This window comes from Halanaerobium polyolivorans, from assembly GCF_020711195.1.
Lineage (GTDB): Bacteria > Bacillota > Halanaerobiia > Halanaerobiales > Halanaerobiaceae > Halanaerobium > Halanaerobium polyolivorans.
Genome location: NZ_JAJFAT010000019.1, coordinates 1 through 14,489, shown reverse-complemented (window position 1 = coordinate 14,489; position 14,489 = coordinate 1). Strand labels below are relative to the sequence as shown.

14 protein-coding genes and 1 riboswitch are annotated in these 14,489 nt (G+C 33.6%); all 14 genes read left to right on the top strand.

Translation table 11 applies throughout. From position 1 onward, the window contains the following. The first annotated feature begins 13 nt into the window (after positions 1–13). The gene (gene hpt, locus LJ207_RS10960; protein ID WP_229346547.1) at positions 14–574 is read left to right on the top strand and encodes a hypoxanthine phosphoribosyltransferase; all 561 of its coding nucleotides are present in this window, start codon (positions 14–16) and stop codon (positions 572–574) included. Between the two features lie 164 nt (positions 575–738). Continuing rightward, positions 739–2,652 (top strand): ATP-dependent zinc metalloprotease FtsH, encoded by a 1,914-nt coding sequence (gene ftsH, locus LJ207_RS10955; protein WP_229346546.1) that lies wholly within the window; start codon positions 739–741, stop codon positions 2,650–2,652. Between the two features lie 147 nt (positions 2,653–2,799). Next, entirely contained in the window at positions 2,800–3,432 is a 633-nt protein-coding gene (locus LJ207_RS10950; protein ID WP_229346545.1) for an ABC transporter ATP-binding protein, read from the top strand. Between the two features lie 14 nt (positions 3,433–3,446). Further along, a complete protein-coding gene (locus LJ207_RS10945) occupies positions 3,447–4,238 on the top strand; it encodes an ABC transporter permease (protein WP_229346544.1) in 792 nt (263 codons plus the stop codon). A gap of 234 nt (positions 4,239–4,472) precedes the next feature. After that, positions 4,473–6,143 carry a formate--tetrahydrofolate ligase gene (locus LJ207_RS10940; RefSeq protein WP_229346543.1) on the top strand — a complete coding sequence of 557 codons (1,671 nt, stop codon included), beginning with the start codon at positions 4,473–4,475 and terminating at the stop codon, positions 6,141–6,143. Between the two features lie 52 nt (positions 6,144–6,195). Next, a riboswitch (THF riboswitch) is annotated at positions 6,196–6,289 on the top strand. Positions 6,290–6,358: 69 nt separating this feature from the next. Then, positions 6,359–6,901, top strand: a complete 543-nt coding sequence (locus LJ207_RS10935) for a folate family ECF transporter S component (RefSeq protein ID WP_229346542.1) — start codon at positions 6,359–6,361, stop codon at positions 6,899–6,901. Between the two features lie 71 nt (positions 6,902–6,972). Then, positions 6,973–7,824 carry a biotin--[acetyl-CoA-carboxylase] ligase gene (locus tag LJ207_RS10930; protein WP_229346541.1) on the top strand — a complete coding sequence of 284 codons (852 nt, stop codon included), beginning with the start codon at positions 6,973–6,975 and terminating at the stop codon, positions 7,822–7,824. A 29-nt stretch (positions 7,825–7,853) separates the two neighbouring features. Next, a complete protein-coding gene (locus LJ207_RS10925) occupies positions 7,854–8,807 on the top strand; it encodes a BMP family ABC transporter substrate-binding protein (protein WP_229346540.1) in 954 nt (317 codons plus the stop codon). Between the two features lie 141 nt (positions 8,808–8,948). Then, on the top strand, positions 8,949–9,890 hold the full coding sequence (locus LJ207_RS10920) for an NAD(P)H-dependent flavin oxidoreductase (protein WP_229346539.1): 942 nt from the start codon (positions 8,949–8,951) through the stop codon (positions 9,888–9,890). A 13-nt stretch (positions 9,891–9,903) separates the two neighbouring features. Further along, positions 9,904–10,677 carry a type III pantothenate kinase gene (locus tag LJ207_RS10915; RefSeq protein WP_229346538.1) on the top strand — a complete coding sequence of 258 codons (774 nt, stop codon included), beginning with the start codon at positions 9,904–9,906 and terminating at the stop codon, positions 10,675–10,677. Between the two features lie 7 nt (positions 10,678–10,684). Beyond that, on the top strand, positions 10,685–11,665 hold the full coding sequence (dusB, locus tag LJ207_RS10910; protein WP_229346569.1) for a tRNA dihydrouridine synthase DusB: 981 nt from the start codon (positions 10,685–10,687) through the stop codon (positions 11,663–11,665). A gap of 147 nt (positions 11,666–11,812) precedes the next feature. Continuing rightward, positions 11,813–12,295, top strand: coding sequence for a transcription elongation factor GreA (gene greA, locus LJ207_RS10905; protein WP_229346537.1), 483 nt, complete (start codon positions 11,813–11,815; stop codon positions 12,293–12,295). 94 nt (positions 12,296–12,389) lie between these two features. Beyond that, positions 12,390–13,871, top strand: coding sequence for a lysine--tRNA ligase (gene lysS, locus LJ207_RS10900; protein ID WP_255666879.1), 1,482 nt, complete (start codon positions 12,390–12,392; stop codon positions 13,869–13,871). 87 nt (positions 13,872–13,958) lie between these two features. Further along, positions 13,959–14,360 (top strand): secondary thiamine-phosphate synthase enzyme YjbQ, encoded by a 402-nt coding sequence (locus LJ207_RS10895; protein WP_229346536.1) that lies wholly within the window; start codon positions 13,959–13,961, stop codon positions 14,358–14,360. Positions 14,361–14,489: the final 129 nt, after the last annotated feature.

The following is a 14,489-nucleotide window of genomic DNA, read 5'->3' as shown; positions in this document are numbered from 1 at the left end:
GGGATAATTAATAATGGGGAACAACTCTGTATTTAAAGGTGATTTTAAAGAAATAATTATTTCTGAAGAAGAATTAAAACAAAGAATTAAAGAATTAGGTAAAGAAATTACAGAAAGTTATAATGAAGATGATGATATAGTAATGCTCTGTATTTTGAGAGGAGCAATTATTTTTATGGCTGATTTATCTAGAGAGATAGATTTGCCGGTAACCTTTGATTTTATGGATGTTTCTAGCTATGGAGCTTCAACCAAATCTTCTGGAGTTGTAAGAATCATAAAAGATATGGAAGAAAATATTGAGGGCAGACATTTATTAATTGTAGAAGATATTATTGATACTGGTCGAACATTAAAACATGTTGTTGATATTTTAAAAACCAGAGATCCTAAGAGCATAAAAGTTGTAACATTATTAGATAAACCGGAAAGAAGAGAACAAAAAGAGATCGAAGCAGATTTTAATGGTTTTGAGGTTCCTGATAAATTTGTAGTTGGATATGGATTAGATTTTGCTGAAAAATACCGCAATTTATCCTTTATTGGAGTTTTAAAGGAAAAAATGTATAACTAAAAAAATTGGAAATCGAGCAATTTAAAGCAATCATTATATTATTATTTTATATTTTACATTCTAATCTAATTCTAATTTAAGTGGAGCTGATAACATTTACAAATTATAAATATTGTGTTATAATATTTTACTGTATAACTGAAGCAGTAGGGAGGTAAATTATTTTGAATAAATTCGTTAAAAATATCGGATTTTACTTGATTTTGATTGCTATATCTATCTTAGTTGCTCAATTTTTTATGCAGCAAGGACCTGCAACTATGGAAGAGTTCACATATACAAATCTTCTCCAAGAAGTAGCTGCTAATAATATAGATGAAGTAACAATAATTGGTAATCAAGAAGTAACCGGTGAAATAAATGGACAGAGATTTGAGGTCGCTGTACCACCGGAAGCTATTCCATCATTAATGTCAGAGCTTAGGGCAGGCGATGTAAATATAAGAACTGAGCCTCAACCAACGGCACCCTGGTGGGTAAATATACTTAGTTATATCTTACCTGTAGGAATTTTAATTGTTGCCTGGATATTTATTATGCAGAAAATGCAGGGTGGCGGAAGTAAAATGATGTCATTTGGAAAAAGCAAAGCTAAACTGGATGAAAGTAAAAGCAAGCTAAATTTTGATGATGTAGCTAATTACGAAGAAGTTAAAGAGGAATTACAGGAAGTTGTAGAGTTTTTAAGGAATCCACAAAAGTTTTCTCAGCTGGGGGCAACTGTTCCTAAAGGTGTACTTATGGTAGGACCACCTGGAACTGGTAAAACCCTGATGGCAAAAGCTGTTGCTGGAGAAGCAGGAACTCCATTTTATTTTATAAGTGGATCGGATTTTGTGGAAATGTTTGTTGGTGTTGGTGCTTCAAGAGTTCGTGATCTATTCGAAAAAGGTAAGGAAAATTCTCCTTGTATTATTTTCATCGATGAATTGGATGCTGTCGGCCGTCAACGTGGAGCCGGACTTGGTGGAGGACATGATGAAAGAGAACAAACCTTAAATCAGCTTTTAGTAGAAATGGATGGTTTTGAGCCTAATGAAGGTATTATTTTGATGGCTGCTACCAATAGACCGGATGTTCTTGACCCTGCCTTATTAAGACCAGGTCGTTTTGATCGTCAGATTTTAGTAGATAAACCTGATAGATTAGGCAGACAAAAAATATTAGAGATTCATGTTAAAGATAAACCACTTGATGATGATATAGAATTAGAAATATTAGCTAAAAGAACACCTGGCTTTACAGGTGCTGATATGGAAAACCTTGCTAATGAGGCTGCAATACTGGCTGCCAGACGCGGCAAGAAAGTATTATCAATGAAAGAATTTGATGATGCTATCGATAGAGTTATTGCTGGACCTGCTAAAAAAAGCAGGTTGGTTTCAGACAAAGAGAAAAACCTTGTCTCCTATCATGAAACCGGTCATGCCCTTTTAGGAGAACTATTAGAACATGCAGATCGAACCCATAAAGTTTCTATTATTCCAAGAGGTAGAGCAGGTGGTTTTACAATCCCGCTGCCTGAGGATGATCAAAACTTTATGACTAAAGGACAGCTCTTAGATAAAGTAACCAGCTTACTTGGTGGTAGAGCAGCAGAATCCATATTTTTAGATGATATAAGTACTGGGGCTCAAAATGATATAGAAAGAGCTACTAAAATCATAAGGGCCATGGTTACAGAATATGGAATGAGCGAAAACTTAGGTCCATTAACCCTGGGTCAAAAACATGATGAACAGGTATTTTTAGGCCGAGATATTTCTCGTCAGAGAAATTACAGTGAAGAAGTTGCTGCAAGAATAGATAAAGAAGTAAGTAAAATGGTTGAAGAATGCTTTAGTAAAGCTGTACGACTATTAGAAGAAAACAAAGAAACTGTAGAAAGACTTGTTACAGCACTTAAAGAGCATGAAACACTTAATTCAGACCAAATTCGCCTAATAATCAAAGGTGAAGAAATTACTGGTGATCCTGATAAGGATGTAATTGAAGAAGAGGGTGCTGAAGAAAAAGAAAGTGAAGAAAGAAAAGAGAGTACAATCGTAACTACTTTTCAACCAGAACCACAGCAGTAAGAAAATCAAAAAATTAGTATTTTAATAACCAGCCCATTTGGGCTGGTTTTATAATTAACTATTAATTTAATTACTTGCTTTATTGAAAAATAATTGCTAAAATTATAATCGAAATCATTAAAAGCCTTGATTTCGAAGGGGGAAGACATGTTTAAACTAGAAAATGTCAAATTCAAAGATATTTTAGAAATTGATAATCTCTTTATTCAGGATAAACTGATCACTGCTATTTTGGGTAGTAGTGGGGGAGGCAAAACAACCTTTTTGAAATTATTGAATAATATGATTTCCGCTGATAGTGGGAATATATATTATAAGGATCAAGAAATTGAAGAATATAATCCGGTGGAACTAAGAAGAAAAGTGGTTATGTTAGCTCAGGAGCCCCAAATATTTAAAGGTACAATCAAGGACAACTTTAAAATAACTGAAGAAATAACATGTAAGCAATATTCAGAGGATAAAGTATATAAAAATCTTTTAGAAAAGGTCTCCTTAAATAAAGACTTATTTGAGGATGCTTCAAAGCTTTCGGGAGGAGAAAGACAGCGGCTTGCCTTAGCAAGAGTTATGCTTTTAGAACCTGAAACACTACTTTTAGATGAACCCTCTGCATCTTTGGATTTAGAAACCGAAGATTTAATTATCAAGATGGTTGCAAATTATGTCAAAAAGAATGATAGAACTTTAATTATGGTTACTCATAATCCACATGTTGCAGAAGAATATGCAGATGAGATTATAAATATTGAGCAGGGGAAGTTAGTTGATCAAAAATAGAAGGAGTGTTAAAGATGGAGAATGCTATAGTTGATATTCACCTAATGCAGCTAGTATTAGCATATATTTTTGTAGTAATCCTGCTTTTTATAGTTCGGAAGAAGAATATTGGCAATGAATCAGAGATCATTTTAGCTTCTATAAGAATGACTATTCAATTAATTGCGATTGGTTTTTTGCTTGATTATGTTTTTGCAAATCAAAATCCTTTTTTCAGTGTATTGATACTGCTTGTTATGGAAACATTTGCTGTCTATAATATTTATGGTAGAGTTGATGGAGAAATCTCCAGTGAACTTAAAGGTATTATCGCGGTCTCTATGTTTTCAGGTACTTTAATTGCAATTATGTTTTTCCTCTTAGGAGTTATTGGTTTAGAACCCTGGTACAGAGCCGATTATTTTATTCCCTTATCAGGGATGCTGATCGGAAATTCTATGACAGGAATATCTCTGGGAGTTAATCATTTAGTTAATGGTTTTAAAGATAATAAGCGGCTGATAGAAAACTATTTAATGTTAGGGGCAGAACCTTCTAAAGCGGTTGAAGAAATAAATAAAAAAGCTTTTTATAATGCTATTTTACCAACTATTAATTCAATGATGGGAATGGGAATAGTATTTTTACCGGGTATGATGACAGGTCAAATCTTGGCAGGTGCCTCACCATTGACTGCTATCAGATACCAAATAGCTATTATGATGGGAATTCTGGGAAGTGTGACCCTAACAGTATTTTTTATGGTCAATAGGGGTAGTAAAACTTTTTTTAATAAGAGAAAACAATTAAAAGAAAATAATAAATAAGAATTTGCTTTAATTACAGTTAAGGTTATGCTCTTTTGATTTAATATCTAGAAGCTAAAGTCTGCTCTTAAAATTGTGGGCTTGCCCGGAGGAGGGTCAAAGGAGTTAAAGTTTATAATAGCTCCTGGATCTGCTTTCAAGGGACAAATATTAAAAATAAAGGGATTTATTTAATTATATTGAAATAAATTAATAAGAATTAAATACTACTTAATTTATTGAGGGGGAAGTATTTTGAAAAGTGATATTGAAATAGCTCAAGCATCTGAAATGGAGGAAATTACTGAAATCGCTGCTCAGTTAGGTCTATCTGAAGCTGATTTGAAGTTTTTCGGCAAATATAAAGCTAAGGTAAATCTAGATGTTTTAAAAAGACTGCCGGAAAAAGAAGACAGCAAACTTGTTTTGGTTACAGCAATAACACCAACTCCAGCTGGAGAAGGGAAAACCACTACAACAGTAGGTTTAGGTCAGGCTTTAAATAGCATTGGCAAAAATGCTGCTATAGCTTTACGTGAGCCATCTTTAGGACCAACAATGGGGATCAAAGGTGGGGCAGCAGGTGGAGGTTATGCTCAGGTTGTACCGATGGAAGATATTAATCTTCATTTTACAGGAGATATTCATGCAATCGGAGTTGCTCATAATTTGCTTTCAGCAGTTATAGACAACCATATCAAACAGGGAAATGAATTGAACATAGACCCGACTAAAGTTACATTTAAGCGAGCTTTAGATATGAATGATAGAGCCTTAAGAGAGACGGTTGTAGGTTTAGGTGGTACTATCAATGGTCAACCACGTGAAGATGGATTTTTAATTACCGTAGCTTCAGAGGTTATGGCTATCTTATGTCTGGCCAATGATTTGATGGAATTAAAAGAAAAACTAGGTAAAATTGTTGTTGCTTATACATATGAAGGGGAAAGTGTTACAGCTCATGACTTAAAAGTTGAAGGAGCTATGACAGCTCTCTTAAAAGATGCTATCAAACCTAATTTAGTTCAGACCTTAGAAAACACTCCAGCCTTTATTCATGGAGGGCCTTTTGCAAATATTGCCCATGGCTGTAATAGTGTAATGGCAACTAAATTAGCTATGAAACTTGCTGATATAACAGTTACAGAAGCTGGCTTTGGTGCTGATTTAGGAGCAGAAAAATTCTATAATATCAAGTCTCGTTATGCAGGTTTGAAAGCAGATGCAACAGTAATTGTTGCAACTATTAGAGCATTAAAGATGCACGGTGGAGTAGATATTGATGACTTAAAAGAAGAAAATTTGACTGCCTTAAAAGCAGGGATGGCCAATTTAGAAAAGCATATCGAAAATGTTGCTAAATTTGGGGTACCTGCCTTAGTTGCAATAAACCGCTTCCCTGATGATACAGAAGCAGAAATAGAGCTGGTTAAAAAGGAATGTCAGAAATTAGGAGTAAAGGTTGCTTTATCAGAGGTCTGGGCAAAAGGTGCTGAGGGTGGAGAAGAACTAGCAAATAAATTACTTCTTCTGCTGGAAAACGAAAAAAGTGACTTTAAATTTCTTTATGAAAATGATGCTTCAATTAAAGAAAAAATAAGAATTATTGCTGAAGAAATTTATGGGGCTGATGGTGTTGAATACAGCAGGAGCGCCCTTGAGCAGATAGAGAAATATAAAAAACAGGGTTATTCAGACCTGCCTATCTGTATGGCCAAAACCCAGAGCTCCATTTCAGATGATCCTGCTTTAAAGGGAAGGCCCAGTGGGTTTAAGATTAGCATTAATGAGATTAACCTTTCAGCAGGTGCAGGATTTTTGGTTGTTATGACCGGACCGGTATTAACAATGCCCGGACTACCTAAAAGACCATCATCTGAAGATATAGATATAGATGCTGATGGGAAAATTACCGGTTTATTTTAATTTTACTTTAAATTATAATCAAGATGGGTTATAATATAGACAAATATTGTGTGATAGAGTAGGCATGAGGCGTAGAGTGTTCAGAGATGGGACGTTGCTCTGAAACGAAAGCATTTAGCTGCGGTCTCAATGTCGCGTCCGCTGTCTCCAAAGTTTCCTCTTTCTTTGGTGCAGAAAACTATCATTCTAACCGAAGAGGGAGGGAGGTGCGAATTTTGAATTTTAGTACAAAAAGAATAACACAATTGTCTTTTTTAGTAGCTTTAACGATTCTTTTTACTAGAGTTTTTAGTATCAGAATTCCCGTGGCAGGTGTAGAAGGAGTAAGAATAGGTTTTGGAGCACTACCAATTATTTTTGCTGGAGTAGCTTTTGGCCCCCTTGCTGGAGGTATAGTTGGTGCATTAGGTGATCTTTTAGGATATTTTATTAATCCTCTTGGTGCATATATGCCTCATTTTACCTTGACTTCTTTTTTAACTGGTTTTATTCCAGGTTTAATTGTATTTTATGTTCTGAAAAGATGTAGGACTCTGCCCGTGATTTTTATTGCTATTTCTCTAGGACAATTAATAACTTCAATAATCTTAGTACCTTATTTTATAAATATTTTGTTTGGAGTTCCATTTGCTGTAATAATGCCGCCTAGATTAATAAGCCAGCTGATAAATATTCCGCTTTACGCTTATTTTATTAAGGTAGTACTTAATCATGATACAGTTAATATAAGAGAAATAAGGGCAGGTACTAGCTGTTAATTAAAAATTAATAGTGTCATTAAAAAATTGGCCCTCATAAGAGGGCCTTTTCTGAGGAATTAGGTGAATTTATGGTTAGAGAAGAAATTTTGAACATTCTAGATAAAAAACTAATCTATGCTAAATTAAAAGAAATTAAAGGCAAAAATGAACTGATTTCTAAAATAGATTTGGCTATAGATAAAAAAATTGATTCAACTAATGAGAAAGCAAAAAGATTTGCTGAAAAATTAAATACTGCTTCAATAAATAAATTATCTGCAGAACAATTATTTGTTTTTGCTGCTGATAAGCAGTTAAAAGCTAAGGGTAGAAGAGGTAAAAGCTGGTTTTCAAATACTGGGGAAAGTCTTTCAGTTTCTTTTTTGTTTAAACTACCGGATAATTCTCCCGAAATACCCCAGGTCACTGCAGCAGCAGCCTTAGCTGTAAAAGAAAGCTTTAAGAATTTTTCTTTAAAAACAGATATTAAATGGCCCAATGATATTTTAGTTAATGAGAAGAAAATTTGTGGGATACTTTCTGAACTTTTTTTTACTCAAAACAAGAGTGCTTTTGTAATAATTGGCTGTGGTATAAACTTAAATAACAGCTCATTTAATGAAGAAATCAAAGACCTGGCTACTTCATATTATATAGAAAAATCTCAAAAAATAAACAAAAATGTTTTTTTAAGTAATTTAATTTTTGAAATTGAAAGTTATATAAATAAATATTTTTCTGGCAGGAGAAAAGAAGTCATTTCAAAATGGAAAAAAGCTTTAAATATAATTGGGAAAAGAGTAAAACTTAGTCAAAACAATACTATATACAATGTAATAATTAAGGATATACTGGATAGTGGAGAAATTCTGGCCGAATTAGAAGACGGGAGCCAGAAGAAATTTCAATCTTTTAATACAAGTTTTAAATACAGCAATTAAAGAAGTTAGACTTATTTTGAGGTGATTTTTTGAAAAAACTAATAAGCTTATTATTTATCTTTTTAATCTTGAGCATCACTTTAACTATTGCAGCCCAAAGTACAAATATTGGCTTGATTACTGAAGTTGAAAATCCGGCTGTCCCCTCTTATAATAAAGCAGTTGAAAGTGTTTTGAAAGCATTAGAAAGTGGGGGGAATTTTAATTCTAATTTTCTCAAAACAGAGCTTTTGACTGATTATCTACCAAAATTGAGCTATTTAGCTGCAGATCAAGCTGATTTAATTGTAGCAATTGGGCCTTCAATGCAGCAGTCTGTTAAAGAAACAGCTCAGCTTTATAGTGAAAAAGATTTTTTAATAATTGATGGTAGAGTTGAACTTGATAATGTATTATCAATCGATTTTGCAGTAGAAGAAGGAGCTTTTTTAGCTGGAGTTATTGCAGCTCTAAAAAGTGAAAGTGATGTTATAGCCTTTATAGGTGAGCGGGAAAATAATAGAAGCAAGAAATTTGAAGCTGGTTTTGCGGCAGGTGCAAAGGAACTTAAGCCGGAGATAAAATTGCTGAGCGAATATCTTAGTAGATCTAAGCAGAATAATACTGCTAGAGAAAGAACAGATCAGCTTTATTATGCTGGGGCAGATGTGATTTTCTATTATAGTGGTTCTGCTTCAGAGGCTATTGTTGCTTCTGCTGAGGAAAATGATTTTTATTTGATTGGGGTTCAAAATAAATTAGCTGAACCTGTTTCTGATAAGCTTTTAACAAATATTATCAAAAACATACCTTATCTTTTAGAAAAAGAAAGCAATAACTTTGCTAATAATAATCATCAAAGTGGATTTAAAACTTATGATTTGGCCAATTCAGGGCTGATGATTGATCAAGATACTGCCGATAAGATGCTTGCTGAATCAATACTTGACAAAGTAGAACTATATAAAAATAAGCTTATAAATGGTGCAGTAGAAATTCCTTAAGAACTGTTAATCACAGGACATAATTAGGGAGAATAATACTTCCGGCTGACTTATAGTCAAATTAATATTTAAATCTAAAGCATTCTATGATAAGATAAAAGATAGTTAATTACTAAAGTTTAATATATGAGGAGTGGTACATTGAAATTACCAGAACTTAAAATTGGGAAATTAAGGCCAGAACTTCCTATAATACAGGGAGGTATGGCAATTCGTATATCTATGGCAGAATTGGCAGCAGCTGTTGCTGATGAAGGTGGGATTGGAGTTATTGCCGGGACTGTTTTAGGTGTGCAGGAATTAAAAAATGAAATTAAAAAGGCTAAAGAAAAGACAAGTGGAATAATAGGTGTTAATATAATGTTTGCAGCTAAAAACTTCAAAAATTTACTTCATGCATCTGTAGAAGCAGGTGTTGATGTAATTATTTCTGGAGCAGGTTTTTCCCGTGATATGTTTGGAGTTGGTAAAGAAAGCAATACTCCTGTTGTGCCAATAGTATCTTCATTAAAACTGGCCAGAATATCAGAAAAACTAGGTGCTGCAGCAATAGTAGTAGAAGGTGGTAATGCAGGAGGTCATCTTGGTACAGATGAACACAGCTTTGAGCTCATAAAAAGGATTGTTAATAAGGTGAATATTCCTGTGATTGGTGCAGGAGATGCTGTTACACCATCTGATATGGAAAAGATGTTTAATTTAGGTGTTGATGGTATTCAAATGGGAACAAGATTTTTGGCCAGCAAAGAGGCTGCCATTTCAGAAAAATTCAAAGAACTTTGTGTTAAAGCCTCTTCAAGTGATGTAATAAAGATCATGAGTTCTGTTGGTTTAAAAGCTAATGCTATTAAAACAGAGTTCGCTAATTTAATTAAAGAAGATAAAGCACCACCACCAGCGAATTGTACAGATTGTTTAAAACACTGCAAAAAGAATTTCTGTATTAGAGATGCTTTGGTTGCTGCTAAAGCTGGAGATATGAAAAATGGGGTCTTTTTCACTGGAGAAGGAATAGGAAGAATCGATGAAATTCTTTCAACAAAAGAAATTTTTCAGCAAATAAAGGAACATTTTGATATTTAATGGGGTGTAAAAAATGATATTAACAATGGATATTGGTAATACTAATACGGTTCTAGGTTTATATGAGGGAGATGAACTGACAACTCACTGGAGAATTTCTACCAATAGATCTAAAACCCCTGATGAATATGGAATACTTTTTAGAAATTTGTTTGAGTCGGAGAATATAAAAAGTGATTCAGTTAATTCAATAATTATTTCAAGTGTTGTCCCTCCGATCTTAAGAATTTTAAAGAAAACTTCTTATAGATATTTTGGTCTTAATCCTCTGGTCATCGGACCAGGAGTTAAAACAGGTATGAATATTAAAACCGATAATCCAAAAGAGGTTGGTGCTGATAGAATAGTTAATGCAGTTGCTGCCAGCCAATTATATTCAGGACCTTTAATTATTGTTGATTTTGGCACAGCAACTACTTTTTGTGCAGTTTCAGCAAAAGGAGAATATCTTGGTGGTGCGATAGCACCTGGAATTGGCATTTCAACAGAGGCTCTTTTTAATCAATCAGCTAAATTACCGAGGATTGAACTAATTGAACCTGGTAATGCAATAGCTAAAAATACTGTAGATGGTATGAAATCTGGGATTGTATACGGTTTTGTCGGGCAGGTTGAATATTTGGTTGATAAGTTTAAAGCAGAGCTTTCAGAAAAGGCAGTGGTTATAGCTACCGGTGGTTTAGTAACTTTAATTTCTGCTGAAACTGATAAAATAGATTATGTAGAGCCTTTTTTAACTTTAGAAGGTTTAAAGTATATTGCAGATATTAATGGGATGGGATCATAAAATGAAAATGAAAATTTCTGATATAGAAATTGAGCCAGCTGTCTTTCTTGCTCCTATGGCAGGTGTAAGTGATTATCCATATCGTCAGATTGTCAGAGAGATGGGTGTTAATTTATTATATACAGAGATGGTTAGTGCTAAAGGCTATGAGTATGGAAACAATAGAACAAAGGAACTATTGGAATTTGATAAAAAAAATAATAAGGGGAAAATAGCTGGACAAATATTTGGAGAAGAACCCGATTTTATGGCTGCAGCTGCTGAAAACATTGCAAAAGATTATGATATTGATATAATTGATATAAACATGGGCTGTCCAGCTAGAAAAATTGTTAGTAATGGAGCTGGCTCTGCTTTGATGAAAAACCTTGAATTAGCAGAAAATATTATTGCCCAAGTAGTAGCAGCATCTCCAATACCAGTTACTGTTAAAATGAGAACTGGCTGGGATAATGAAAATATTACTGCTGTAGAACTTGCAAAAATTGCTGAAAAAAATGGAGCTGCCGCACTTGCTGTTCATGGGAGAAGCAGAAAGCAATTTTACAAAGGAGAAGCTGACTGGAAGATTATTAAAGATGTTGTTGATGCTGTAGAGATTCCTGTTATTGCAAATGGAGATATATTTAGTCCAGAAGATGCAGCAGAAGCTTTTGAATTTATCAATTGTGATGGCATAATGATCGGCAGAGCCGCTCAAGGTAATCCCTGGATTTTTAAAGAGATTATTGAGTATTTAAAAACAGGTCGTAAAATAGAAGCCGCTTCAAATCAAGAAAAATTAGATATGGCAGTTAAACACCTAAATTTGGCTGTAGATTTTTATGGGGAAAAACAAGCAGTACCTTTAATGAGAAAACATATTGCCTGGTATTTAAAAGGGATGCCATATGCATCTAAAATTAAAAACAAGGTAAATAATACTTTCGAGAAAGAAAAAGTGATTACTTTACTTGCAGATTATAAAAAGCAGCTTGAATCTTCTTGACAAAAAAAGCAAATTTATCTATAATTATTAATAATTGTGCTTTGCTAGTTTTATAGCACAGTTTATTTGAATTTAAAGACAACTTATTTTGATATTAGAGAATTATATAAAAAGTTAGTACAACAAAGAAAGAAGAGGTAGATATTTATGGCAGAACAATTAATGCTGACAGAAGAAGGTTTTGACAAGTTAGAGAATGAATTAGATTATTTGGAAAATGAAAAACGAAGAGAAGTTGCTAAAAGAATTAAAGTTGCAAGAGAGTTTGGAGATATAAGTGAGAACTCTGAATATGATGATGCTAAAAATGAGCAGGCCTTTGTTGAAGGTAGAATAAAAGAGATAAAAAATATGCTCAATAATGCTCATGTAGTTAAAGATGAAGATGTGACAGATGCTAAAGTTAATCTGGGTACTACTGTGCTGCTGCATAATCTTGATAATGATACAAAGGTAAGTTATACACTTGTTGGTTCTGCTGAGGCAGATCCATTAAATCATAAGATATCCAATGAGTCACCGATCGGAAAGGCTATTTTAGGTCATGTTATTGGAGATCAAGTAACTGTAGAGACACCGTCTGGTGAGGCACATTATGAAATACTTTCAATTAAGAAATCAAAGCATTAAGATTTAAGTAAGCTTACTTATTTTAGTTGAAACTGCCTCCAGAAAGAAATCAAAGATTTCTATTATAATTAAATAAGGGGATGTATATTTAATAATGAGCGAAAATATTTTAGAAGATATGAATGAATTAATGCTGCAGAGACGTGAAAAGCTAGCAGAACTGCGAGAGGAAAAAGAAAAAGCCTTTGCTGAAAAATATGAAACTGCTCATCATGCAGCTGAAATTGAAGCAGATTATGAAGACTTAGAAGATCAGGAGGTAAAATTAGCAGGACGTTTAATGGCTATTCGTACCCATGGAAAAGCTAGCTTTGCTGATCTGATGGATAAGACAGGAAAAGTGCAGTTATATATTAAACAAAACAATGTTGGTGAAGAAGATTATGAATTTTTTCAGGATTTAGATTTGGGTGATATCATAGGGATTACCGGAACTGTATTTAAAACCAGACGGGGAGAAGTCTCTATAAATGTAAGCTCTTTTAAACTTTTAACAAAAGCTTTAAGACCTTTACCTGAAAAATTTCATGGACTTAAAGATAAAGATATTCGCTATCGACAGCGCTATCTTGATCTAATTGTTAACCCTGATGTTAAAGAAACATTTGTTATTAGAAGTAAAATCATTAGGGAAATGAGAAAATTCCTGGAAGAAAAGGGCTTTTTAGAAGTTGAAACTCCGATGATGCATCCGATTGCTGGTGGAGCAACTGCTCGTCCTTTTGTAACCCATCATAATACATTGGATATGGATCTATATTTAAGAATCGCTCCAGAATTATATCTGAAAAGATTAATTGTTGGTGGTTTTGAGAAGGTTTTTGAAATAAACAGGAATTTCAGAAATGAAGGAATGTCATATAAACATAATCCTGAATTTACTACTTTAGAGCTTTATCAGGCTCAGGCTGATTATCATGATATGATGGAATTAACAGAAAATCTTATCTACAGTCTGGCAGATAAAGTTTTGGCTAAAACTGTTGTCGAATATGAAGGGACTGAACTAGATCTAACTACTCCCTGGAGAAGAATTACAATGGTTGAGGCAGTTAAAGAATATGCTGGAGTTGATTTCACAGAAATTGACAGTGCAGAAGAAGCATATGAGCTAGCAAATTTCATTGGGATTAAACCAGAAGAAGGCTTATCATATGGGGAGGTCTTAAATGAGATCTTCGAAGAAAGGGTAGAAGAAAAGCTTATTCAGCCTACCTTTGTTATGGATTATCCGATCGAGGTTTCACCATTAGCTAAAAAAATTGAAGCTGATCCTCGCTTTACTTATCGTTTTGAAGGATTTATTTACGGAAGAGAAATTGCAAATGCTTTTAGTGAGTTAAATGATCCTGAAGAGCAAAAAAGAAGATTTGAAAAACAGGTAGAGATGCGTGAAGCTGGTGATGAAGAAGCTCAGATGATGGACTATGATTTTATTAGAGCTTTAGAATATGGTATGCCACCTACAGGTGGACTTGGAATTGGAATTGATAGATTAATCATGTTGTTAACTGATTCAAGCTCAATCAGAGATGTTATATTATTTCCAACCATGAGACCTGAAAGTACTAACTAAAAAATTATACCGGGATTAACCCGGTATTTTTTAGCTTAAGATTATTCTAAATTTTCTGTTTTCTACAATAATGGAGGTGGAAGCAAAATGTTAAAAGAACTTAGCATTGAATCTAAGGAAAGAGTAGAGTTTATTGATATAAGCTATAAGATCAAAAAAATAGTAGAAAATTCCGGAGTTGAGTCGGGAATACTTCAAATTCATATTCCTCATACCACAGCAGCAGTAACTATCAATGAAAATGCTGATCCAAGTGTGAAAAGCGATATTAAAATGGAGCTTAACAAAATAGTACCTTTTGAAGATAATTATGATCACCTTGAAGGTAATTCAGCAGCTCATATAAAATCAAGTCTTATTGGAGTTGACCAGAATCTAATAATTTATAATCATCAATTAAAACTCGGGAAATGGCAGGGTATCTACTTTTGTGAATTTGATGGCCCTAGAAGAAGAAAAATAATTGTAACAATTGTCAAAAACAATTAAAGGAAAAAGAAAACAAGACTGGAAAATGTAGATAATTTCCAGTTACTTTTCTTGCTCTAAACCCTTGACAAAAGAGGGGATAAGTGTTAAGATAATATATGTCGCTGAAAAGCCTTTTTGCTTTTTTGA